Below are 21,418 nucleotides of genomic sequence, written 5' to 3' on the forward strand. Positions count from 1 at the left end.
GCGACGTATCCGTCGCTTCCCGCCGGGTGCCGGTCAGCGGGTTGATCGGCCAGGGCGCCGTCGGCGATCCCTGGTGCTGTTCCAGAATCCGTGCCGTGTGCTGCCCGTCCGTGAGGCGCAGTTCAACCGTGGGCCGGCCCGCCAGCACCGTGGTGCTGGCAGAAACAAGGTGGAAGCCCATGGCACGCAGCTCAGGGCAGGTCCAGCCGGAGGACCGCAGCGCGGCGAGGCGGCTGTCCGTTCCGGGAGAATGTCCGGACTGGCCGTAGAGCGAGGCCGTGCCCGCGGCGTATTGCCTGGGTTCGCCCGCGGCCGTATAGGCTCCGGCGGCAACGGCGCCTGCCGCCACCACAGCCACCCCGCCGGCCAGCCCCGCCAGCATCATCCGGCTGGGCCGGGAAACGGGGGCCGGCGCCATGGCCAGTTGCTGGGTGCGGAGCAGGAGCCGCGCTGTCAGTTCGTCACTGGCGGCCGGGACCGCGGCTGTACGGAGTCGCTCAATGTACTGGCGCTGCCGGTGCAGCGCGCTGGCGCATTCGGCGCACGCGCGGATATGGTCCGTTGTCTGCGGGTGCCGTCCGCCCGCAAGCGGCGGCAACCCTGTCCTCGTCCTGAGCCCCTCCAGCAAGCGATGTAGCTGACCCATGTCGCCGATCAGAGAACGCCGGCGATGCGGGGCATCTTCAGCCGCGGCTTGCGTGCCTGCTGCGGGCGCGGATCCCGGTGGGCAAGCTTTTCGCGCAGCATCGTCCGGCCGCGGTGAATGCGCGAACGCACCGTGCCCAGCTTCACGCCGAGGGCCTCGGCGACTTCGTCGTACGACAGCCCCTCCAGGTCGCACAGGACGACGGCGGCACGGAAGTCCGGCGGAAGTTCCTCGAGGGCGGCCTGGACGTCGAGGTCCAGGTTGTTGAGTTCGAAGCTTTGCTCAGGGCCGGGTTCCCGGCCGGGCAGCCGGGATTCGGCGTCCTCGGCGAGGGCGTCAAAGCGGATGCGGCTCTTGCGCCGCGCCTGGTCCAGGAACAGGTTGGTGGTGATCCGGTGCAGCCAACCGTCCAGGGTTCCAGGCTTGAAGTTCTCCAGGGAACGGAAGACGCGGACGAACACCTCCTGGGTGAGGTCCTCGGCGTCGTATTTGTTACCGGTAAGCCGGTAGGCGAGCCGGTACACCTTGGCGGAGTGGTTGGTGACCACTTCTTCCCACGTGGGCATGGCCCACTCGGCAGCTTGCTCTTCAGTTGCAGGGACAGGTGCCGCAACGGATGCTGACATCGTCCACTCCCCTCGTGGATGTAATAACGCCTGACGTGCTTTACATCATTGGTTCGGCGCCGATCACCACTTGGATGAGCGGATTATTATCATGTCAAAGTTGGCTGGGAATTTCCTGACTGCAGGGCCCTCCTTTGCTAAAAGCGCAACTCCAGGCCGGAATTTCATGCCGGTTTCCGGGGATTTTCTTCGCAATTCGCCGCACAGCGTGAGAGTATGCGCCATCACAGGCGTCACGGCTGTCACTTGCCCCTCGGGCGCCGTCCAACCAAGTACGCTGTAAGAACATGCCCCCTGCCGCCCAGAAAGCGAAATCCATGAGCGCCGATAAGTCCACGAGCTGGTCCTATGCAGAAGATCTGCCTGCCGAGGATGAGGTCCTGCTGCGCGCCCGGGAACGTTCGTTCGAGCTTGGCGTGACACCCATCGGCCGTGGCGTTGGCGCCGTGCTGACTGTGCTCGCCGCCGCTTCCAAGGCGCAGACCGCCGTCGAGATCGGTACCGGCGCGGGGGTCTCGGGCGTCTGCCTGCTCCGCGGCCTCGGCCCGCAGGCTGTGCTCACCACCATCGACGTGGACGTGGAGCACCTGAAGGCCGCGCGGGAAGCGTTCCAGGAGGCCGGCAGTCCGGCCAACCGCACCCGCACCATCTCCGGCCGCGCGGGCGATGTCCTGCCGAGGCTCACCGACGCAGCCTATGACCTCGTCTTCATCGATGGGGACAAGCCCAACTTTCCCCGCTACGTGGAGCAGGCCGTGCGCCTCCTCAAGACCGGCGGGCTGCTGATCGTCAATGACGCCCTGGACAAGGACAGGGTGTCCAACCCGGCGGCCCGCGACGCAACCACCGTGGTGCTGCGCCAGGTGGGCAAGGCCGTGCGCGACGACGACCGGCTGGCTTCCGCCATGCTTCCCACCGGTGACGGGCTGCTGGTGGCGGTCAAGAAATAGGCTGGTCCGTAAGGGGCTGGCCAACACAGGCCGGCCAGGGATACGAAAAAGGCAGGGCCCGCAGCCTTCCGGCTGCGGGCCCTGCCTTTATTCTTATTCGGTGACGCCGACGAGGCAGTCCTTGAGGTTGGCCGCCTCTGTGGCATTAAGTTCAACCACGAGGCGTCCCCCGCCTTCGAGCGGCACACGCATGATCAGGCTGCGGCCCTCCTTGGTTACTTCCATAGGGCCGTCGCCGGTGCGTGGTTTCATAGCCGCCATGAGGAATATCCCCTCCAGTAGTCCCAGGACCGAGCAGCCCGGCCGGGCTGAGTCCGCGTGGTCAAAACAAAGCCGCTCTGGCGGTCCTTTCGGCAGCCGCCCTGGCTGAACAATCCGAATGCTTTTTGTCCTTGCTTATTACCTATTATCCTGTAATTACCCGTCTGTAGCTAATCGATGGACAATTCGTTCACGTCCGGATTCCTGCGTCCCTCTGCAGGCTGAGCTGGGGAAACCCCGGGCACGTCACGGCGGATAGTCCCCTCCGCCCGGCAGTTGCGCCCACGCCCACAGCCACACCACCCAGACGATCTGCAGCAGGACGAACATGGTGATCACCGCGCCGCGGTAGGCCCTGGACCGGGAAACGAGCGCGGCAGCCAGGGCCAGCGGAAACAGCGGCAGCAGCATGCGGAACGTGCTGGTCTGCGGATGCAGGAACACCACGAGGTATCCCATGTAGCACAGGCACCACAGCCGAAGTTCCGTTCCCAGCCGGCGCACCGGCGGCGAGGCCATAAAGAGCCCGAACACCGCCACGAAGACGAACGGTGCCACGAGCCCCAGCACCGGACCGAACAACAGGACGCCGGTGTCGAACCAGGGCTTGAAGGGCACGAGGTCGTGTCCGCGCCAAACGGTTTCGGTCTTGGTGTAGGCGGCGATGTCGCCGGTGGCCGCCCACGCGATGGCCGGCCAGGCGAGCGCACCCGCGCCGCTGACCGCGGTCAGCCCGGCGAGTGACCACAGTTCATTCCGGCTGTGGATCTGGCTCCCCTTGGCGTCCGGTCTGTGGTTCCGTGCGGCGAGCCATGCCTCACCGGCGCGGTACAGGAACAGGATCCCGATGGTCGCCGCAAACGGAACGCCCGTGGGCCGGGACAGGCACATGGCCACGACCACGGGAATGGCCCACAGGTAGTGCCGCCGCACCACCAGCAGCAGCGCCGCCGCCAGCAGCAGGAGGTTCAGGGATTCCGCGTACGGCACCTGGAGCACCGGCGAGACGGGGAAGGTGGAGAAGAACGCGGCGCCCCACAAGGCCGGCCAGTGGCCTGCCCGGGTGCGGAACAGCAGGTAGACCACCAGCGAGGCCGCCAGCCCGGCGAGCATCGCGATCAGGATGAGGGCGGCAGCGGGGCTGAGGCCCGCGGCAGCGGAAAGCATCCGGCCCAGCGTTGGAAACAGCGGATAGAAGGCCCAGGTGTTCTCCTGCACGTTGCCGGCCGCGTCCACCGGCAGTTCGGTCGGGTATCCGCCGGTCATGACGGACTCGTACCAGCGCGCGTCCCAGATGTTGATGAAGTTCCAGTAGTCGGGCTTGGCCGGGAACCAGGGGTTGATTCCCTGGTGCAGGGCGGCCGACATGAAAATGCAGGCACTGACCAGCCGCGCAGCGGCGTACACCGCCGCCACCTGGGCCCACCACGGCCACCGGACCAGGCGGCCGCCGAGCCGTGCCGCGGCGGTCCGGAACGCCGTGTCCAGCCGCGTGCCGTGATCCGACGGCGGGGGTTCGGCTGTTGCCGGCGGCACGGGGCCCGGAGGCCCTGGGGAGCTCACGTCCGGTCCTCGGCGGCCGGCTGTTCGGCGGCCGCAAGTTGGCTGGCGCGGTCGCGCAGCTGCTCGCGGAGGCGCTCTATTTCGGCGTTCCTGGCGGCCAGCTGGTCCCGCAGGTCGTCCAGCACCTGGTCCACTTGGTCCATCCGGTAACCCCGCAGCCCCAGCGCAAACCGGACATGGTCGACGTCGGATGGTGTGGCGTCGTCGGGAAGCAGCACCGGAGGCAGCGACGCCACGGGTTCATCGAACCCGTCGTCGAAGCCGTCTCCGGCGAGAGGCGCACGGGCGCGTTTCCTCCGCAGCATGCCCGCCCCGAGGTCGGTACCGATGAGGGCGGTGGCTCCAATCAGGACGATGGCCAGGAAAACGAGGAAGAAACTCACATCACCAATCGTGCCAGACGCAGCCCCGCCTGCCGCTTACCCGCGCAGCTGCTGCCCTGGCTGCCTACCACGGGTGGTGCTATTCGGGCCGCTGGTCGCCGTTGGTGGAGGGCGCCCGGACGTGTCCGTGGAGGACGAGGTTCACGGCCTCCTCCGGGGAGTCCACCACCTGGATGAGGTCCAGGTCCTTCGCTGAGACCATTCCCTCAGCCACCAGGGTCCCCGTGATCCATTCGATCATCGGTCCCCAGAACGCCGCGCCCAGCAGGACAATCGGGAACGAGGTCACCTTCTGGGTCTGCACCAGGACCATGGCCTCGAAGAGCTCGTCAAGGGTGCCGAGGCCGCCGGGAAGAACGATGAAGCCCTGGGCGTACTTCACGAACATGGTCTTCCGCGCGAAGAAGTAGCGGAAGTTGATGCCGAGGTCCACCCACTGGTTCAGGCCCTGCTCGAAGGGCAGCTCGATGCCGAGGCCCACCGAGACGCCGTTGCCTTCCACGGCTCCCCTGTTGGCGGCTTCCATCGAGCCAGGGCCGCCGCCGGTGATGACGGCCACGCCTGCTTCGGCGAGCTTGCGGCCCACCTCGACGCCCATGTCGTAGTACGCGCTTCCGGGCTTGGTGCGCGCTGAGCCGAAGACGCTGACCGCCTGGCCCAGGTCGGAGAGCGCACCGAAACCTTCCACGAACTCGCTCTGGATCCGCATGACGCGCCAGGGGTCGGTATGGATGAAGTGGCCAGGGCCCTTGGTGTCGAGCAGCCGCTGGTCCGACATTTCCACCGCGGCCTGCTTACGGCGCAGCTCTAGAGGCCCTTTCCGGCGGGGCTGTACTGATTTTGACGGATCTGCGTTGATGCTCATCCCCCAAGGCTAACCTGCTGACCTGCAGGTATCTCTTGAATTACGATCAACCGGAAGTTGGAGTGATTGCGGTCATAACCGAGCAATGTTCGCTAGATTCATTCTTATGACTACTCAACTGCCAGGCGACGCACTCGTCTCCCTGAATGCCGTTAACAAGCATTACGGTCAGCTCCACGTTCTGAAGGACATCAATCTCCAGGTCCGCAAGGGCGAGGTGGTTGTGGTCATCGGCCCCTCAGGCTCGGGCAAGTCCACCCTGTGCCGGGCCATCAACCGGCTTGAGACCATCGACGACGGCGACATCGCCATCGACGGCAAGCAGCTGCCTGCGGAAGGCAAGGAGCTCGCCCGGCTCCGGGCCGACGTCGGCATGGTGTTCCAGTCCTTCAACCTGTTCGCGCACAAGACCATCCTGGAAAACGTGACTCTGGGCCCCATTAAGGTCAAGGGCGTGTCCAAGGCGGAGGCGGACAAGGAGGCCATGGCCCTGCTGGAGCGGGTGGGTGTGGGCCACCAGGCACCCAAGCTGCCGGCGCAGCTCTCCGGCGGCCAGCAGCAGCGTGTGGCCATCGCACGGGCCCTCGCCATGAAGCCCAAGGTCATGCTGTTCGACGAACCCACGTCGGCGCTCGATCCGGAGATGATCAACGAGGTCCTGGATGTCATGATCCAGCTGGCCAAGGAGGGCATGACCATGATCGTGGTCACCCACGAGATGGGCTTCGCCCGGAAGGCCGCCGACCGTGTGGTGTTCATGGCGGACGGCCAGATCGTGGAGGACGCCACGCCCGAGGAGTTCTTCACCAATCCCCAGAGCAGCCGCGCCAAGGACTTCCTGTCCAAACTGCTCACGCACTGACAACCGGCAGACCCCGCTGGTTTCCAGATCACGAGTTCGCACCCAGGCCGTCACCGGCGGCCGCCCAATGAAAGGAACGTCATGAAGGCATTTTTGACCCGAAGGAAATCCCTTCTGGCAGCAGCATCCGCAGCCCTCGCTCTGACCCTGAGCGCTTGCGGCGGCGGCGGAACCGGGACCGGCTCCAACCCCACCCCGGTCGAGAAGCCCAGCTTCGCTGCAGGTACCACCATGGAAAAGCTCGCCTCGGCCGGCAAGGTGACCATCGGAACCAAGTTCGACCAGCCGCTGTTCGGACAGAAGGGCCTGGACGGCAAGCCTGTCGGTTTCGACGTCGAAATCGGCAAGCTGCTCGCCGCCAAGCTGGGCATCGCCGCTGACAAGATCGAATGGGTCGAGACTGTCTCTGCCAACCGCGAGCAGTTCATCAAGCAGGGCAAGGTGGACCTGATCGTGGCCACCTACACCATCAATGACAAGCGCAAGACCGAGGTCGCCTTCGCCGGCCCGTACTACGAAGCCGGCCAGGCGCTGATGGTGAACAAGGACAATACGTCCATCACCAAGCCCGAGGACGTCAAGGGCAAGAATGTCTGCTCGGTGACGGGATCCACCCCGGCCTCCACGATCGTGGAAAAGTACGGCGCAGTCCTGGTGCCGGCCGCCACCTACTCGGCCTGCCTCGAACCGCTCCGCAACAAGCAGGTTGAAGCGGTGACCACCGACAACGTCATCCTGGCTGGCTTCGTCAACAAGGAGCCGGATGCGTTCAAGCTGGCTTCCGACGAAACCTTCACCAAGGAGCCTTACGGCATCGGCGTGAAGAAGGATGACACCGAATTCCGCAACTGGATCAATGACCAGCTTGAGGCCTTCGCCAAGGACGGCTCCTACAAGAAGGCCTGGGAGGACACCGCAGGCGCGGTCATCAAGACGGCACCGGAACTTCCGGCCATCGACCGCTACTAGAACGATCGTGGCGGTTACCGGCGGCTGTGCATGCCATAGCCTGCCGGTAACCGCCGCTTCCGTTTTCCGCACATTCCCCTGAACGCAGCTAAAGGATCCTATGGACGTCATCATTGAAAGCCTCCCCCAATACTGGGACGGCTTTCTCAGAACCCTGTTCCTGGCCGCCGTTTCCGGCATCATCGCACTGGTTGTGGGCACCCTGCTGGCCGCCGCCCGGGTCTCCCCCGTTGCCGCCCTCCGCGGCTTCAGCATGGCCTACGTGGAGGTGGTGCGTAACACCCCGCTGACCATCGCCTTCTTTTTCGCGGCGGTGGTCCTGCCCCGGCTCGGTGTGACCTTCCAGCAGTTCGAAATCGCGGCGATCATCGCCCTCAGCGCCTACACGTCCGCCTTTATCGCTGAGGCGGTCCGCTCCGGCGTCAACAGCGTTCCCATCGGCCAGGCCGAAGCAGCCCGCAGCATCGGCATGAAATTTGGCCAGGTCCTGTCGCTGATCATCCTCCCGCAGGCCCTCCGCACCGTGGTTCCGCCCCTGATCAACATCCTCATCGCACTCGTCAAGAACTCCTCAGTGGCCGGCGCCTTCTTCGTGCTGGAGCTGTTCGGCTACGGCAAGCAGTTGGCCAACGATCATGGCGATGCCGTCATGTGGGTTCTGGTGGGGGTTGCCTTCTTCTATCTCCTGATCACCGTGCCGCTGGGTTACCTTGCCCACCAGGTCGAACGAAAGGTGGCGATCGCCCGATGACTTCGGTTCTCTACGACGTTCCGGGGCCCAAGGCCCGCCGTGTCTCGCTGATCGGCTCCGTGATCGGCATCGTGCTGATCGCGGCCCTGCTGGCCTGGGCCATCATGACCCTCGCCCAGCAGGGGATCTTCCAGGCGCAGCGCTGGGCGATCTTCGGCCAGGCTGACGTCTGGACACTCCTCGCCAACGGCATCACCGCGACGCTGAGCGCGGCGGCGATAGCAGCTGTCATCGCCTTTCCGCTGGGACTTCTGCTGTGCCTGATGCGCATCTCCGATGTTGCCTGGATCCGGGTCCCCACCAGGATCGTGCTCGAGTTCCTGCGCGGCATGCCTGTGGTCCTGATGATGCTGTTCGTGCTGCTGGTCTTTGCCACCAGCTCGTTCATCGCCGTGGTGGCCGGCCTGGTCCTCTACAACGCCGCGATCTTCGCGGAGATCATCCGGGCAGGCATCCAGTCGCTCCCCCGCGGGCAGCGCGAAGCAGGTTTGGCGATCGGCCTGACCAGCTTCCAGTCCCGGCTGAGCATCGAACTGCCACAGGCGGTCCGCCGTATGCTGCCGTCCCTCGTGGCGCAGCTGGTGGTCCTGCTGAAGGACACGTCGCTGGGCTACATCGTGGCCTACGGCGAGCTGCTGCGTGCGGTGCAGGTGATGGCCGACTTCCTGGGCCCGCAGTTCCTGTTCCCGGTGTTCTTCGTGGCCGCGGCCATCTACATCGCCATCAACCTGGCAGTGTCCCGGCTGGCCATCTGGATCGAGCGGCGCGGGTCCAAGAAGGCCGCCGGCGGAGTGGCGAAGGCCCCCACCGCCGGTGTCTCCACCATAGTGAAATAAACGGCAGCTCTTGACGGCGAAGGGTCCACAGCCATCCGGCTGTGGACCCTTCGTGTTTATCTGCCAGTGCTCAGGACAGCTGGCTCAGGACAGCTGGCTCAGTACAGCCACGTCTGCAGTGCCCGCAGGCAGGTGCGGATGGCTTCGGCCTCCACATGCTCGTTGTCCTTGTGTGCCAGGAGCGCGTCCCCGGGCCCGAAGTTCACGGCCGGGATGCCCAGTTCGCTAAAGCGGGCGACGTCGGTCCAGCCGTATTTGGGCTTGGGCTCGCCGCCCACGGCGGCAACGAAGGACGCGGCGGCGGGGTGGTTCAGTCCGGGCCGTGCGCCGGCGGCGCTGTCCGTGCGGACCACGTCGAACCCGTCCAGCAGCGCGCGCACGTGCTCTTCGGCCTGATCGGGGGTCTTGTCCGGGGCGAAGCGGTAGTTGATCTCCACGACGCAGCGGTCCGGGATGACGTTGCCCGCGGTGCCGCCGTGGATCTTCACCGCATTCAGGCTCTCGCGGTAGTCCAGGCCGTCCACGGTCACGGTCTGCGGGCTGTACGCCGCGAGCCGTTCGAGGATGGGTGCGGCGGCGTGGATCGCGTTGCGGCCCATCCAGGCCCGGGCCGAGTGGGCCGCCTCGCCGGAGGTGGTGGCGTGGAACCGCATGGTGCCGTTGCAGCCGCCCTCCACGGTGCCGTCGGTCGGTTCGAGGAGGATGGCAAAGTCGCCGCCGAGGAGCCCGCCGTGGTTCCGCACCAGCCGGCCCAGCCCGCTCTTGACCGCTTCCACCTCCTCATGGTCGTAAAACACAAAGGTGACGTCCTTGCCCGGTTCCGCCCCGCCGTCGAACATGGAAGCCGCCAGTGCAAGCTGGACCGCAACGCCGCCCTTCATGTCCGTGGCCCCGCGGCCGTACAGGACGCCGTCGCCGGGGACGCCAGACGGCCAGGTGGACGGCACCGTTCCCAGTGAGTCTTCCGTGACCGGCAGCGGCACCGTGTCCAGGTGGCCCGCCAAAATGACCCGTTCGCTCCGGCCGAGGTTGGTGCGGGCGATGATGGAGTCGCCGTCACGTACCAGTTCGAGGCCGGGCAGCTGGCGGAGTGCGGACTCGACGGCATCGGCCAGCTCGCGCTCATTCCCGGAGACGCTGTTGATGTCGATGAGCGCGGAGGTCAGCAGTGCCACATCCTGGCGCAGGTCAAGGGTTACGGGGGCTGTTTCGGCAATCACCATCCCACTGTATCCCGCACCCGCCCGCCCCAACCCGGTGGCACTCCGTCCCAACTGGGTGGCAGCTCAGGGCGTTCCCGGCGCCGGGAACGCCCCGAAATGCGACTCAGATACGCGCGGACCGGTTTCAGTGCGCGAGCCTCGTCTCGATAGACTTGGCGCATGACTGAAACCGCTTCTTCCGCCGTGCCCGCTGCCCAGACACTGTCCGACGAATCCCGTTCGGCCTATGGATTCGGCGTAGCCACCATCGCCACGCGGAACGGCGAAGCCACCGTGCTGGATGCCTGGTTCCCCGCCCCCGCCCTCGGTGTGGCCGCCGAAAACCTGCGCGCCGTGGAAAACGCCGACGAAACCCTGACGGACATCGCGGCCGCCGGCACCGACGCCGACCGCGGCACCGAGCAGAAGGTGGTGTTCGTCCAGATCAACCTGGACGAGGCCCCGGCCGACACTGCCGACGCCTACCTGCGCCTGCACCTCCTCTCGCACCGCCTGGTCCAGCCCAACAGCCTCAACCTTGACGGTATCTTCGGCAAGCTCCCCAACGTCGTCTGGACCAACTTCGGCCCGTGCGCCGTGGACGGGTTCGAACTGACCCGCGCCAAGCTGCGAAAGCGCGGCGCCGTCACCGTCTACGGCGTGGATAAGTTCCCGCGCATGGTGGACTACGTCGTCCCGGCGGGCGTCCGCATTGCCGACGCCGACCGCGTGCGCCTGGGCGCCCACCTCGCCGAGGGCACCACCGTCATGCACGAGGGCTTCGTGAACTTCAACGCCGGCACGCTGGGGACCTCCATGGTTGAGGGCCGCATTTCCGCCGGCGTGGTGGCCGGCGACGGTACCGACGTCGGCGGCGGCGCCTCGATCATGGGCACCCTCTCCGGCGGCGGCAAGGAGAAGGTATCCCTGGGCCAGCGCGTCCTGCTGGGCGCCAACTCCGGCGTCGGCATCAGCATCGGGGACGACTCCGTGGTGGAGGCAGGGCTGTACGTCACGGCCGGCACCCGCGTCCGCGTTGCCGGGCCCAAGGATGCCGACGGCGAGGACACCAGCAAGATCGTCAAGGCCGTGGAGCTCTCCGGCGTGCCGAACCTGCTCTTCCGCCGCAACTCCACCACCGGTGAAGTTGAAGTCCTGCCCCGCCAGGGCCAGACCGTGGAACTGAACGACGCCCTGCACGCCAACTGACCGCACGCCAACTGACCGTGAGGACACAGCCGGCACGCCACCCAAAAGGGCGTGCCGGCAGATTGCTGGAGTAACCACGTGACACGCAGACGCAGGCTGCGCGGGGCTGCCATCACCGGGCTCTGCCTGGTCCTGGTCGCGGGCGGCATCTACACCGTGGCCACCTTGGTGCAGCGCTCCGAACAGCTGATCACGGAGGAGTGCACGGCCGCCGTCGGCGCACAGCGGGCCGACCTGGCCACCGACCAGGCTGCGAACGCGGCGCTGATCACGGCTGTCTCGGTGCGGCGCGGGCTGCCGCCGCGGGCAGCCAGCATCGCCCTGGCCACCGCCATGCAGGAATCCAAGCTCCGGAACATCGGCCACGGCGACCTGGCCGGGCCTGACTCCAGGGGGCTCTTCCAGCAGCGCCCGTCCCAGGGCTGGGGCACCCAGGACCAGGTAATGGACCCGATCTATGCCACGAACGCCTTTTACGATGCCCTCGTGAAGGTGCCCGGCTATGCCACGCTGGAGATCACTGACGCCGCCCAGCGGGTCCAGCGCTCCGCCTACCCGACGGCCTACGCCGAGCACGAGGCGATGGGACGGTCTTTCGCCTCAGCGCTGACGGGCGAGTCCCCGGCTGCCCTGGACTGCACGCTCCGCTCACCGGACACTGCCGGCGACCCCGCCGCCCTGCTCAATGAGCTGGAAGCCTCCTACGGAAGCATCCCGACGACGGTGACCGGCCAGACGCTGGAGGTCGATGTCACCGACAGCTTTGCCTGGTCCGTGGCCCACTGGGCAGTGGCAAACGCCAAAGAGTTCTCGGTGGAACGCGTTGACGTGGACGGAAAGCGTTGGGACAGGAAGGCCCGCAACGGGTGGCAGGATGCACCCGACACCGGCGGCCGGGTGGCCATCACGCTGGCTGCCGACGGGTCCTGAATTTGACGGCATGGCCCTCAAGCTCTAAACGAGGATCTCCACGACCGGCTGCACGTAGCTGCGGAACACCTCGGGCTGGGACAGCAGCTCGTGGCTCATGATGATCTTGTCCGGCTCCAGGTACCACGCCCGCTGCTCGTCCAGCGGCAGCTCGATGATGGTCAGCGCAAAGTCCCGTGAGTCCCGGCCCACCTCCAGGAGCCGGTCCTCCACGATGTCCTCGAGCAGGTGCGCGGAGCCCCCGGCCACGCGTTCGGCCTCCAGTTCGGCGTACTCCGCGCGCCGCTCCCTGGCCCAGGTCAGGGCGGCCCCGAAGTGCGCCTGCAGGACCCTGCGCAGCGCCGGTGAGTTGGCGAAGGACCGGAACCCCGGGGGCGAGAGTTCGGGGGACATCTGCGGGTGTGCCTTGAGGAGCTGCTCCCACCAGGCTTCCCACTCCGTTTTCAGGGCGCTGATGCCGCCCACTTCGGCGGTGAGGTGGTGATGGTCAACATGGCGGACCTTCGGTGCGGCATGCGAAAGCGCCGGAAAGCCCGCGCCATCGAGCCCGGCAACATCACGTATGTAAAGGGCAATGAGCATGGGCCCCGACGTGTCCATAGTGATTCGCCAGCCTGGACCGCCTGTGTGCTGCATGCGTATGCCTCCTTGGCATCTTGTTTTCCACCCCGTTGTGCCGGCCACCCGTTCTCCGGCTTTCAGTCTATTCCCCCAGCCCGGGGAGGTTAATGGCTGGCACCGACCCTCCTGCGAAGCCCCTCGATGTGGGATTCGAGCACGTCGCGGCACATTTCCGGGGACATCCAGCCCGGCTGCAGCAGGGCGTGCATGGCCAGCCCGTCCAGGGTTGCCAGCAGGTGTTCGGCGGCCGTCACCAGCTGCGGTCCGGCACCGGTCCCGGCGGAATCGTCCTCGTGCAGGAGCCGGGTGATCACCTGGCCGACGATGGCGGCCACGGCCCGGTGGCTCCGGTCCGCCTCGGCGGCCAGGAAGGGCCGGATCCTCGCCGCGTTCCTGAACGCCAGCCAGGCGCACGCGTCCAGGGCACGTTCTTCGTCCAGGGGCAGGAATTCGCCCAGGAGTGTTAATACCGCCCGGCTCATGTCCGGGTCAGCGGCTGCGGGCCCGAGCCCGAGCCCGGTAAGGGCCTTGTTGAGGCGGGACAGCAGCCTGTCCGAAACCGCCGCAAACGAGTAGGCCAGCAGGTCATCACTGCTGTCGAAGTAATGCCGCACGGAGCCCACCGCAAGGCCGGCCTCGTCCGCCACTTCCCGCAGGGACGCGCGTTCCAGGCCGTCCGTGGCGATGATCCTGCACACGGCGCCAACAATCTCCTGCCGGCGCTGCGCGGCGTCCACGATTTTCGGCACTCTTGTTTTTAGCACGGGTGTGCTCCGAAACCGCGGCGGCGCGCTGCCGCCCTGTGCGTAGCCGTTAACGCCGACGGCGGCCGCCCACCGGGAAGGTGGACGGCCGCCGTCGAGGTTTGGGAGCCGGTGGGGATTAGCGGGCCGGGTACTGCCGCTCGGGCTCTCCTGTGTAGAGCTGCCGCGGACGGCCGATCTTGGTGTTGGGATCGTTGATCATTTCGCGCCACTGGGCAATCCAGCCCGGCAGGCGGCCGATGGCGAACAGCACGGTGAACATCTTCTCCGGGAAGCCCATGGCCTTGTAGATCAGGCCGGTGTAGAAGTCCACGTTCGGGTACAGCTTGCGCTGGATGAAGTAGTCGTCGCCGAGGGCCTTCTCCTCCAGCCGCATGGCGATGTCCAGGAGCTCGTCGTGGCCGCCGAGCTTGCTGAGCACTTCGTGTGCGGTGGCCTTGATGATCTTGGCACGGGGATCGTAGTTCTTGTAGACCCGGTGGCCGAAGCCCATGAGGCGGACGCCGTCCTCCTTGTTCTTGACCTTCTCCATGTAGTCCTCGGGCTTGACGCCGTCGGCCTGGATCTGGCGGAGCATCTTCAGCACGGCCTCGTTGGCGCCGCCGTGGGCGGGGCCGAACAGGGCGTTGATGCCTGCAGACACGGACGCGAAGAGGTTGGCGTTGGAGGAGCCCACCAGACGCACCGTGGAGGTGGAGCAGTTCTGCTCGTGGTCCGCGTGCAGGATGAGGAGCAGGTCCAGGGCCTTGACCACTACCGGGTCCAGCTCGTACTGCTCGGCCGGCAGGCCGAAGCTCAGCCGCAGGAAGTTCTCCACAAGGTTCATGGAGTTGTCCGGGTACAGCATCGGCTGCCCGATCGACTTCTTGTGCGCGTAGGCCGCAATGACCGGCAGCTTCGCCATGAGGCGGATGGTGGAAACCTCCACCTGCTCGTCATTGAACGGGTCCAGTGAGTCCTGGTAGAAGGTGGACAGCGCGGACACAGCCGAGGACAGCACGGGCATCGGGTGCGCGTCGCGGGGGAAGCCGCCGAAGAAGCCCTTGAGCTCCTCGTGCAGCAGGGTGTGGCGGCGGATCTTCTGGTCGAAGTCCTCCAGCTCGGTCGGCGTCGGGAGGTTGCCGTAGATCAGCAGGTACGAGACTTCGAGGAAGCTGGAATGCTGGGCCAGCTGCTCAATCGGGTAGCCGCGGTACCGCAGGATGCCTGCGTCGCCGTCGATGTAGGTGATGGCCGACGTCGTGGCGGCCGTGTTCATGAAGCCGGGGTCAAAGGCAACGGCGCCGGTCTGCTTCAGTAGCTTGGAAACGTCGTAGCCTTCGTTTCCCTCAACAACCTTGATGCGCGGGAGTTCGAGCTCGCCGCCTGCGTGGCGCAGGGTTGCGCTGGTGGTCTCAGTCATGGAGTCCCCTTCATGAGGCGTCTGGCCTCTCTAGAAAGCTTGATCCAACATCAGGTGGGCCGCGCGGGGTCCCGCCCCAGACGGGAATTCCAACGGCCTTGCCGCCTTCTTGTAGAAAGCCACCATTGATAGTCAGTTAAAAAACTACCGCCACTTGCAGGTTGCCACTAATCCGGGAGCGCCAAATTATCCCCAAAACAGGCCAGTTGTGGTGCGAGTCACACCATTGTTACGGCGCCCGGAGGGTTAAAAGTCGCCCCGCGGGGACGTCATGACAACGCCGGTGGGACGCCCGGGGACCCGGCCTAGGCCAGGCGGGCCACCGCAGCGTCGATCCGTTCGTCGGTTCCGGTGAGCGCCACGCGCACATAGCCGTGCCCGGCGTCGCCGTAAAACACCCCCGGACCCACCACGATCCCCCGCTCCGCGAGGCGTGCCACGGTGTCCCAGGTGGCTTCGCCCGCGGTGCACCACAGATACAGGCCGGCAGCCGACTCGTGCAGGGTCAGACCGAAGGATTCGAGCGCCGGCAGGAGCCGCTCCCGCCGTCCGCGGTACAGGTCCTTCTGCGCCAGGACGTGCGTGTCGTCTCCGAGGGCCACCCGCATGGCTTCCTGCACCGGGTACGGCACGATCATGCCGGCGTGCTTGCGGCTGTTGACGAGGTTGGCCATCAGGGCCGCATCCCCGGCGACGAAGGCCGCGCGGTAACCGGCCAGGTTGGACTGCTTGCTCAGCGAGTACACGGCGAGGAGCCCGTCGTGGGAAGCACCGGCGACGCGCGGATCGAGGATGCTCGGAACCGCCTGCCCGCCGCGCTGCAGGTCCCACTCCCCCCAGCCAAGCTCGGCATAGCACTCGTCGGACGCCACCAGCGCGCCGATTTCACGGGCCTGGTCCACAATCTTCTTCAGGGATGCTGCGTCCCGGACGCTGCCGGTGGGGTTGCCCGGGGAGTTGACCCAGACCAGGCGGACCCTGGACCGGGTGGCCGCGTCCAGTTCGTCGAGGTCATCAGCCGCCACCGCCGTTGCCCCGGCGAATGTGGCCCCGATGTCGTAGGTCGGATACGCGACGGTAGGCCGGACGACGACGTCGCCCGGCTTGAGGCCCAGCAGGAACGGCAGCCAGGCCACGAGTTCCTTGGAACCCACGGTCGGCATGACGGCGCGGGGATCGAGCCCTTCCACGCCGCGGCGGCGTGCGAACCACCCGGCGATGGCCTCCCGGAGCGCGGGAGTGCCATGGACGGTGGGGTAACCGGGCGCATCCGCGGCGGCCTTAAGGGCGTCCTGGATGACCGGCGGCGTCGGGTCAACGGGCGTGCCGATGGACAGGTTCACCGCACCACCGGGGTGTTCAGCCGCTTTGGCGAGGTACGGCGCCATCGCTTCCCACGGGTAGTCGGGCAGGCTAAGGCCGAAACTGCGCACAGCTGTAGTCACGAAGGGGTCCGCCTCAGTGGTCCTGGTTCTGCGGCGGGAGCGCTGCAATCATCGGGTGGTCCTTGCCGGTGTTGCCCACCTTGGCGGCGCCGCCCGGGGAACCGAGGTCGTCAAAGAACTCGACGTTCGCCTTGTAGTAGTCGGCCCATTCCTCAGGGGTGTCATCCTCGTAGTAGATGGCTTCCACCGGGCAGACGGGCTCGCAGGCGCCACAGTCGACGCACTCATCGGGATGGATATAGAGGGAGCGTTCGCCTTCGTAGATGCAATCGACGGGGCACTCCTCAATGCATGCCTTGTCCTTAACATCTACACACGGCTGCGCGATTACGTACGTCACGTCCCTTGCCTCTCCACGTTGATTCCGGCGGCTGGCCGGTTGCTGCATCCGGCCTGCATGCCGGGCTGTCCACTTCAGAGCCTATTATCTCCCAGGCCCGTCCCGCGAACGAAGCGGGCGCGTCACACTCCGGACGCGTCTTACGATGGACAGGTGAGTCCGACACCATCAGCACCCCGGCAGTTCCTGGCCACGGCCCCGGCGGGAACGCGCGTGGTGGTGCGCTACAGGATCGACGGCGGCTTCACGGACGCACTGGGAGACCTCCTGGGGTGCGGCGAAAGTGAGTGCACCGTGCGGACCCGGACTTCCGACGTCGGCATCCCCCTTGACCGGGTGGTGGCCGCCAAACAGGTGCCGCCGGCACCTCCGCGCCGTGGTTCACGGCGGACGCCGCCGGCCGCGGACTGACGACGGCCCCGCCTAGGCCCTGTCCGCGGCACCGTACTCCAGCACCTCGTCCGGAAGAGTGCGCATCCTTCGCAACGGCGAGAACAGGACCGGGGCGGTGGCCAGGAAGCTGCCGGCCGCTCCGATCAGCATGGTGGGCACCAGGCCAAGGTGTTCGCCCAGGTACCCCGATGCCAAGGCTGCCAGCGGCATCACGCCCCACACCGCAAACCGGATGGACGCGTTCATGCGGCCGAGCAGCCGTGGCGGGCAAACCCGCTGGCGCATGGTGAGCTGCATGATGTTGTACACCAGGACGCTGAAGCCAAACCCGAACTCCGAGATGAGCAGCAGGGCCAGTGCGACGCCCGGCTCGGGAACAGTGCCCGCAAACGGCACCAGCAGCAGAAAGACCGAACTGACCAGGGCGCACACGGGAATCACGGTGCCTTCGCCGATCCGGGCGGCAAGCCGCGGCGCCGCCACTGCGCCCAGCAGCCCGCCTGCGGCGCCCACGGTCATGATCAGGCCCATGCCCTGCGGCCCCAGGCCGAGGTTGCGGAGCACCAGCAGCGGCATCATCGTGTACATCAGCATGCCGGAAAAGTTCATGCCGCCGGTGCAGGCCGCGATCCGGCTGATGAGCGGATGCCGGACAACAAACGAGAGCCCTTCCCGTATTTCGACCGGAAGGGGGCGCCGTGCGGCGGCCGGCGCACGCACTTCTGAGTCACGGGTACGGGCAAGGAACACCGCGGAGAGCAGGTAACCTGCGGCCTCACCCACGAAAAGCACGGGAGCCGACACGACCGCCAGCAGCGCACCGCCCGCAGCGGGTCCGCCGATTCGTGCTATCTGGGCCGTCGCCTCAAGCTTCGAGTTGGCCTCCCTCACCTGCGGGGAGGCCACCAGGACCGGCACGTAGCTCTGGTAGGCGACGTCGAAGAACACCGTTGCCGTGCCCACGATCCCCGCGACCAGATAGAGATGCCAGATTTCCAGGCCGCCGCTCCACCACAGGACCGGCACCGCAGCCATGGCGGCCATCCGCAGCAGATCGGCAGTGATCATGGTCCTGCGCTTCAGCCACCGGTCCACCCAGGCCCCGGCCGGCAGTCCGACCGCCAGGAACGCCGCCAGGCCTGCGGCGTTCAGCACGCCCACCTCGAATTCCGAGGCGTGGAGCATGACCACGGCCAGCACCGGCAACGCGAGCTGGCCCAGCTGCGCGCCGAACTGTCCCAGGGCCTGCCCGGCCCAGAAGGTGGAGAAGTTGCGGTCCCGCCACAGCGGCCCTGCCGTTGTCTCCGCGGCAGTGGGTTCGGCAGTCACGGCTTCAGTTTCGGCTGGCGATTGGCATATGTCAATCAGTTATTGCTCGTTACACTTGCGACTATGAACCACCCGCCGGAGGGCGACGACGCGGACCTGGTGGCCAAGGGCCGCGCGCTGAGTTCGCCGCTGCGGCTGAGGATTCTTCGGCTGTGCCTGCACCAGTCGCGGACCAACAAGGAAATCGCGGAGTTGCTCGGCCTCAATCCCGCCTCCAGCCTCCACCATGTCCGGACCCTGGTGCGGACCGGGTTCCTGCTGGCAGAGGAACGCCGGAAGGGCCGGCGCGGCGCTACGGAGGTGCCCTACATCGCCAGCCGCAAGTCGTGGAGCACGCCGGTGGACAACGTGGCGCCGATCCTCATCGAGACGTTCGTGCAGGAGACCAGGGATCTGCCGCCTGAGGACATCGAGGTGTGGCGGCTGGGCGTGAAGTTCAACGCCGCCCGGCGGGAGGAAATGCTGGGCAAGCTCCGCGCCATCGTCGAAGAGTACATGGCACTTCCCGCCGACGACGACGGCGAGGCCACCTCACTCATGATTGCCCACCACCGGGACCCGACGGCTGACTAGCGGCCGTGCCGCCGGACCTCCGTGGCTGTACCGCCGCCGGAGGACGGGCGGCTGTACCGCCGGCACCAGGCCAGCATTCCGACGGTGACCAGCACGGTCCCGTAGACCCAGACACTTCCCGCCAGGTCCCCGGCGATCAGCCGCTTGCCGGACTCCATCCCGGACCACCAGCCGGCCAGGGCGTAACAGAGACCGCCGCACACCGCCGTCGGAATCAGTGTCCGGAACGCCGCCCCGAGGAACAGCTGTAGCGACGCCAGGAGCAGCAGGGCCGCGATGGCCCCCAGCGGCAGCGCAGCACCGGCCGCGAATTCCTGGCGGTGGAGCGCGGTTCCGGCGAAGGCAGCAAAAAGAGCTGCCGGCACGGCGGCGGCCAGGCCGCCTGCCATGCCGGCAGCTCTTCTGTTCACGCTGGCAGTCCCCTGCGGGAGGGTGACGTTATGCCTTGGCGCGGGCGCGGTTGGCCTTGGCACGCTCGTTGGAGTCGAGGATGACCTTGCGGATGCGGATGTCCTCCGGCGTGACCTCGACGCACTCGTCTTCGCGGGCGAATTCGAGGGACTCTTCGAGGGTGAGCTCGCGCGGGGGCGTGAGGTTCTCGAAGCTGTCGGAGGAAGCCGCACGCATGTTGGTGAGCTTCTTTTCCTTCGTGATGTTGACGTCCATGTCGTCTGCGCGGGAGTTTTCGCCCACGATCATGCCTTCGTAGACCTCGGAGGTCGGCTTGACGAAGAAGGAACCGCGTTCCTGCAGGTTGATCATGGCGAACGGGGTCACCACGCCGGCGCGGTCGGCCACCATGGAACCGTTGGTGCGGTATTCGATCGGGCCGGCCCAGGGCTCGTAGCCCTCGGCGATGGACGCGGCGATGCCGGCGCCGCGCGTGTCCGTGAGGAACTTGGTGCGGAAGCCGATCAGGCCACGGGCGGGAACGATGAACTCCATGCGGCACCAGCCGGTGCCGTGGTTGGCCATGTTAGTCATGCGGCCCTTGCGTGCTGCCATGAGCTGGGTGACGGCACCGAGGTACTCTTCGGGCACGTCGATGGTCATGTGCTCCATCGGCTCGTGGACCTTGCCGTCGATGGTCTTGGTGACCACCTGGGGCTTGCCGACGGTGAGCTCGAAGCCTTCACGCCGCATCTGCTCCACGAGGATGGCCAGCGCGAGCTCGCCGCGGCCCTGGACTTCCCAGGCATCCGGACGCTCGGTGGGGAGAACCTTGATGGAGACGTTACCGATGAGTTCCTTGTCCAGGCGGTCCTTGACCTGGCGGGCCGTGACCTTGGCGCCCTTGACCTTGCCGGCCAGCGGGGACGTGTTGATACCGATGGTCATTGAGATCGCGGGATCGTCAACGGTGATCAGGGGCAGCGGCTGGGGGTTCTCGACGTCGGTCAGGGTCTCACCGATGGTGATCTCCTCGATGCCGGCAACGGCGACGATTTCGCCCGGGCCGGCGGACTCGGCCGGAACGCGCTCAAGCGCCTTGGTGGCGAGGAGTTCGGTGATCTTGACGGTCTTGAGCTCGCCGTTGGCGCGGGCCCAGGCAACCTGCTGGCCCTTGCGAAGAGTGCCGTTGTAGATGCGCAGCAGTGCGAGGCGGCCCAGGAACGGGGAGGCGTCCAGGTTGGTGACGTGTGCCTGCAGGACGCCTTCGGGGTTGTAGGTCGGCGCGGGGATGTGCTCGATGATGGCGCTGAAGAGCGGCTCGAGGTCCTCGTTCTCCGGGGCAGTGCCGTCGGCGGGCTGTTCGAGGGATGCGCGGCCTACCTTTGCGGCGGCGTAGACCACGGGGACGTTGAGAATCTTGTCCAGGTCAAGGTCCGGAACCTCATCGGCAAGGTCGGAGGCCAGGCCCAGGAGCAGGTCCATGGACTCGTGGACGACCTCTTCGATGCGGGCATCGGGGCGGTCGGTCTTGTTGACCAGGAGGATCACCGGCAGGTGCGCGGCGAGGGCCTTGCGGAGGACGAAGCGGGTCTGGGGCAGCGGGCCCTCAGACGCATCCACGAGGAGAACGACGCCGTCCACCATGGACAGCCCGCGCTCCACTTCGCCGCCGAAGTCGGCGTGGCCGGGGGTGTCGATGACGTTGATGGTGATGGTCTCGCCGTTGGAGGACGGTCCGTTGTAGGCCACCGTGGTGTTCTTGGCCAGGATGGTGATGCCCTTTTCGCGCTCCAGGTCACCGGAGTCCATGACGCGGTCTTCGAGGTGGTTGTGCTCGGCAAAGGAGTTGGTCTGCTTGAGCATGGCGTCCACGAGGGTGGTCTTGCCGTGGTCAACGTGGGCCACAATCGCGACGTTGCGCAGGTCACTGCGAACTGCAGTTGCTACCGCGGTGTTGGTGGTGGTTTCAGACATGCGTTATTGCTCGATTCAGTGGTGAAGTCAGCTGTTGTATCGCGACATTTCCAACCGGAACGCACGACGGATCAGACCCTTAACACAGGGCACCTACTGCCAGTCTAAACGCTGAGCCATTTATTGGCCTA

The 21,418-nt window shown here is 66.5% G+C and carries 23 protein-coding genes; 9 read left to right on the forward strand and 14 right to left on the reverse strand.

Going from position 1 to position 21,418, the window contains the following annotated elements; all coding sequences use genetic code 11:
- Window positions 1-654 precede the first annotated feature (654 nt).
- Entirely contained in the window at window positions 655-1,272 is a 618-nt protein-coding gene (gene sigE, locus ARGLB_RS17755; RefSeq protein ID WP_003805137.1) for an RNA polymerase sigma factor SigE, read from the reverse strand.
- Between the two features lie 317 nt (window positions 1,273-1,589).
- Between sigE and ARGLB_RS17760 the strand changes: the two genes are divergently transcribed.
- Window positions 1,590-2,222, forward strand: a complete 633-nt coding sequence (locus tag ARGLB_RS17760; RefSeq protein WP_003805138.1) for an O-methyltransferase — start codon at window positions 1,590-1,592, stop codon at window positions 2,220-2,222.
- Window positions 2,223-2,315: 93 nt separating this feature from the next.
- On the opposite strand, the gene ARGLB_RS22915 is transcribed toward ARGLB_RS17760, so the two are convergent.
- The 4 genes from ARGLB_RS22915 to ARGLB_RS17775 all read right to left on the reverse strand — a co-directional run bounded on the left by ARGLB_RS22915 (window position 2,316) and on the right by ARGLB_RS17775 (window position 5,294).
- Window positions 2,316-2,483 carry a DUF3117 domain-containing protein gene (locus tag ARGLB_RS22915; protein WP_003805139.1) on the reverse strand — a complete coding sequence of 56 codons (168 nt, stop codon included), beginning with the start codon at window positions 2,481-2,483 and terminating at the stop codon, window positions 2,316-2,318.
- A gap of 246 nt (window positions 2,484-2,729) precedes the next feature.
- Window positions 2,730-3,926, reverse strand: a complete 1,197-nt coding sequence (locus tag ARGLB_RS17765) for a putative hexosyltransferase (RefSeq protein ID WP_139023402.1) — start codon at window positions 3,924-3,926, stop codon at window positions 2,730-2,732.
- Between the two features lie 116 nt (window positions 3,927-4,042).
- Window positions 4,043-4,429: a DivIVA domain-containing protein gene (locus ARGLB_RS17770; protein WP_003805141.1), complete on the reverse strand. Its 387-nt coding sequence runs from the start codon at window positions 4,427-4,429 to the stop codon at window positions 4,043-4,045.
- 79 nt (window positions 4,430-4,508) lie between these two features.
- The gene (locus ARGLB_RS17775) at window positions 4,509-5,294 is read right to left on the reverse strand and encodes an LOG family protein (RefSeq protein ID WP_043419608.1); all 786 of its coding nucleotides are present in this window, start codon (window positions 5,292-5,294) and stop codon (window positions 4,509-4,511) included.
- Window positions 5,295-5,400: 106 nt separating this feature from the next.
- Here ARGLB_RS17775 and ARGLB_RS17780 point away from each other — a divergent pair, with 106 nt between their 5' ends.
- From ARGLB_RS17780 to ARGLB_RS17795, 4 genes are all read left to right on the forward strand, one after another.
- Window positions 5,401-6,156 (forward strand): amino acid ABC transporter ATP-binding protein, encoded by a 756-nt coding sequence (locus tag ARGLB_RS17780; protein ID WP_043419610.1) that lies wholly within the window; start codon window positions 5,401-5,403, stop codon window positions 6,154-6,156.
- Window positions 6,157-6,237: 81 nt separating this feature from the next.
- On the forward strand, window positions 6,238-7,125 hold the full coding sequence (locus ARGLB_RS17785; protein WP_003805144.1) for a glutamate ABC transporter substrate-binding protein: 888 nt from the start codon (window positions 6,238-6,240) through the stop codon (window positions 7,123-7,125).
- 100 nt (window positions 7,126-7,225) lie between these two features.
- On the forward strand, window positions 7,226-7,876 hold the full coding sequence (locus tag ARGLB_RS17790) for an amino acid ABC transporter permease (protein WP_003805145.1): 651 nt from the start codon (window positions 7,226-7,228) through the stop codon (window positions 7,874-7,876).
- Window positions 7,873-8,712, forward strand: a complete 840-nt coding sequence (locus tag ARGLB_RS17795; protein ID WP_003805148.1) for an amino acid ABC transporter permease — start codon at window positions 7,873-7,875, stop codon at window positions 8,710-8,712. Before ARGLB_RS17790 ends, ARGLB_RS17795 begins: the two co-directional genes overlap by 4 nt.
- Window positions 8,713-8,810: 98 nt before the next feature.
- Here ARGLB_RS17795 and dapE read toward each other — a convergent pair whose 3' ends face one another.
- Complete coding sequence (gene dapE / locus ARGLB_RS17800; protein WP_003805150.1) at window positions 8,811-9,935, reverse strand: succinyl-diaminopimelate desuccinylase; 1,125 nt, start codon at window positions 9,933-9,935, stop codon at window positions 8,811-8,813.
- A 159-nt stretch (window positions 9,936-10,094) separates the two neighbouring features.
- Between dapE and dapD the strand changes: the two genes are divergently transcribed.
- Window positions 10,095-11,123 (forward strand): 2,3,4,5-tetrahydropyridine-2,6-dicarboxylate N-succinyltransferase, encoded by a 1,029-nt coding sequence (dapD, locus tag ARGLB_RS17805; protein WP_003805153.1) that lies wholly within the window; start codon window positions 10,095-10,097, stop codon window positions 11,121-11,123.
- 78 nt (window positions 11,124-11,201) lie between these two features.
- Complete coding sequence (locus ARGLB_RS17810; protein ID WP_003805155.1) at window positions 11,202-12,053, forward strand: hypothetical protein; 852 nt, start codon at window positions 11,202-11,204, stop codon at window positions 12,051-12,053.
- A 24-nt stretch (window positions 12,054-12,077) separates the two neighbouring features.
- On the opposite strand, the gene ARGLB_RS17815 is transcribed toward ARGLB_RS17810, so the two are convergent.
- From ARGLB_RS17815 to fdxA, 5 genes are all read right to left on the reverse strand, one after another.
- A complete protein-coding gene (locus tag ARGLB_RS17815; protein ID WP_003805157.1) occupies window positions 12,078-12,689 on the reverse strand; it encodes a hypothetical protein in 612 nt (203 codons plus the stop codon).
- An 89-nt stretch (window positions 12,690-12,778) separates the two neighbouring features.
- Complete coding sequence (locus ARGLB_RS17820; protein WP_043419614.1) at window positions 12,779-13,423, reverse strand: TetR/AcrR family transcriptional regulator; 645 nt, start codon at window positions 13,421-13,423, stop codon at window positions 12,779-12,781.
- Window positions 13,424-13,556: 133 nt separating this feature from the next.
- The gene (locus ARGLB_RS17825; protein ID WP_003805162.1) at window positions 13,557-14,840 is read right to left on the reverse strand and encodes a citrate synthase; all 1,284 of its coding nucleotides are present in this window, start codon (window positions 14,838-14,840) and stop codon (window positions 13,557-13,559) included.
- Window positions 14,841-15,145: 305 nt separating this feature from the next.
- The gene (dapC, locus tag ARGLB_RS17830; protein ID WP_003805164.1) at window positions 15,146-16,285 is read right to left on the reverse strand and encodes a succinyldiaminopimelate transaminase; all 1,140 of its coding nucleotides are present in this window, start codon (window positions 16,283-16,285) and stop codon (window positions 15,146-15,148) included.
- A gap of 13 nt (window positions 16,286-16,298) precedes the next feature.
- Complete coding sequence (gene fdxA / locus ARGLB_RS17835; RefSeq protein ID WP_026265673.1) at window positions 16,299-16,625, reverse strand: ferredoxin; 327 nt, start codon at window positions 16,623-16,625, stop codon at window positions 16,299-16,301.
- A 153-nt stretch (window positions 16,626-16,778) separates the two neighbouring features.
- On the opposite strand from fdxA, the gene ARGLB_RS17840 reads away from it, so the two are divergent.
- The gene (locus ARGLB_RS17840) at window positions 16,779-17,036 is read left to right on the forward strand and encodes a putative acetyltransferase (protein WP_175305022.1); all 258 of its coding nucleotides are present in this window, start codon (window positions 16,779-16,781) and stop codon (window positions 17,034-17,036) included.
- Between the two features lie 12 nt (window positions 17,037-17,048).
- On the opposite strand, the gene ARGLB_RS17845 is transcribed toward ARGLB_RS17840, so the two are convergent.
- Complete coding sequence (locus tag ARGLB_RS17845) at window positions 17,049-18,347, reverse strand: MFS transporter (RefSeq protein ID WP_003805167.1); 1,299 nt, start codon at window positions 18,345-18,347, stop codon at window positions 17,049-17,051.
- Window positions 18,348-18,410: 63 nt separating this feature from the next.
- Between ARGLB_RS17845 and ARGLB_RS17850 the strand changes: the two genes are divergently transcribed.
- On the forward strand, window positions 18,411-18,920 hold the full coding sequence (locus ARGLB_RS17850; RefSeq protein ID WP_003805169.1) for a helix-turn-helix domain-containing protein: 510 nt from the start codon (window positions 18,411-18,413) through the stop codon (window positions 18,918-18,920).
- On the opposite strand, the gene ARGLB_RS17855 is transcribed toward ARGLB_RS17850, so the two are convergent.
- Both ARGLB_RS17855 and typA read right to left on the reverse strand, forming a co-directional pair.
- The gene (locus tag ARGLB_RS17855) at window positions 18,917-19,330 is read right to left on the reverse strand and encodes a hypothetical protein (protein ID WP_139023394.1); all 414 of its coding nucleotides are present in this window, start codon (window positions 19,328-19,330) and stop codon (window positions 18,917-18,919) included. The genes ARGLB_RS17850 and ARGLB_RS17855 overlap by 4 nt on opposite strands.
- Window positions 19,331-19,358: 28 nt before the next feature.
- Entirely contained in the window at window positions 19,359-21,287 is a 1,929-nt protein-coding gene (gene typA / locus ARGLB_RS17860; RefSeq protein ID WP_003805173.1) for a translational GTPase TypA, read from the reverse strand.
- Window positions 21,288-21,418: the final 131 nt, after the last annotated feature.

Origin of the sequence: Arthrobacter globiformis NBRC 12137 (assembly GCF_000238915.1) — a bacterium.
Taxonomy (GTDB): domain Bacteria; phylum Actinomycetota; class Actinomycetes; order Actinomycetales; family Micrococcaceae; genus Arthrobacter; species Arthrobacter globiformis.

Coding starts and splice junctions, on each gene's coding strand:
- sigE (WP_003805137.1), bottom strand. CDS start 1,272: ATGTCAGCATCCGTTGCGGCACCTGTCCCTGCAACTGAAGAGCAAGCT.
- ARGLB_RS17760 (WP_003805138.1), top strand. CDS start 1,590: ATGAGCGCCGATAAGTCCACGAGCTGGTCCTATGCAGAAGATCTGCCT.
- ARGLB_RS22915 (WP_003805139.1), bottom strand. CDS start 2,483: ATGGCGGCTATGAAACCACGCACCGGCGACGGCCCTATGGAAGTAACC.
- ARGLB_RS17775 (WP_043419608.1), bottom strand. CDS start 5,294: ATGAGCATCAACGCAGATCCGTCAAAATCAGTACAGCCCCGCCGGAAA.
- ARGLB_RS17780 (WP_043419610.1), top strand. CDS start 5,401: ATGACTACTCAACTGCCAGGCGACGCACTCGTCTCCCTGAATGCCGTT.
- ARGLB_RS17785 (WP_003805144.1), top strand. CDS start 6,238: ATGAAGGCATTTTTGACCCGAAGGAAATCCCTTCTGGCAGCAGCATCC.
- ARGLB_RS17790 (WP_003805145.1), top strand. CDS start 7,226: ATGGACGTCATCATTGAAAGCCTCCCCCAATACTGGGACGGCTTTCTC.
- ARGLB_RS17795 (WP_003805148.1), top strand. CDS start 7,873: ATGACTTCGGTTCTCTACGACGTTCCGGGGCCCAAGGCCCGCCGTGTC.
- dapE (WP_003805150.1), bottom strand. CDS start 9,935: ATGGTGATTGCCGAAACAGCCCCCGTAACCCTTGACCTGCGCCAGGAT.
- dapD (WP_003805153.1), top strand. CDS start 10,095: ATGACTGAAACCGCTTCTTCCGCCGTGCCCGCTGCCCAGACACTGTCC.
- ARGLB_RS17815 (WP_003805157.1), bottom strand. CDS start 12,689: ATGCAGCACACAGGCGGTCCAGGCTGGCGAATCACTATGGACACGTCG.
- ARGLB_RS17825 (WP_003805162.1), bottom strand. CDS start 14,840: ATGACTGAGACCACCAGCGCAACCCTGCGCCACGCAGGCGGCGAGCTC.
- ARGLB_RS17850 (WP_003805169.1), top strand. CDS start 18,411: ATGAACCACCCGCCGGAGGGCGACGACGCGGACCTGGTGGCCAAGGGC.
- typA (WP_003805173.1), bottom strand. CDS start 21,287: ATGTCTGAAACCACCACCAACACCGCGGTAGCAACTGCAGTTCGCAGT.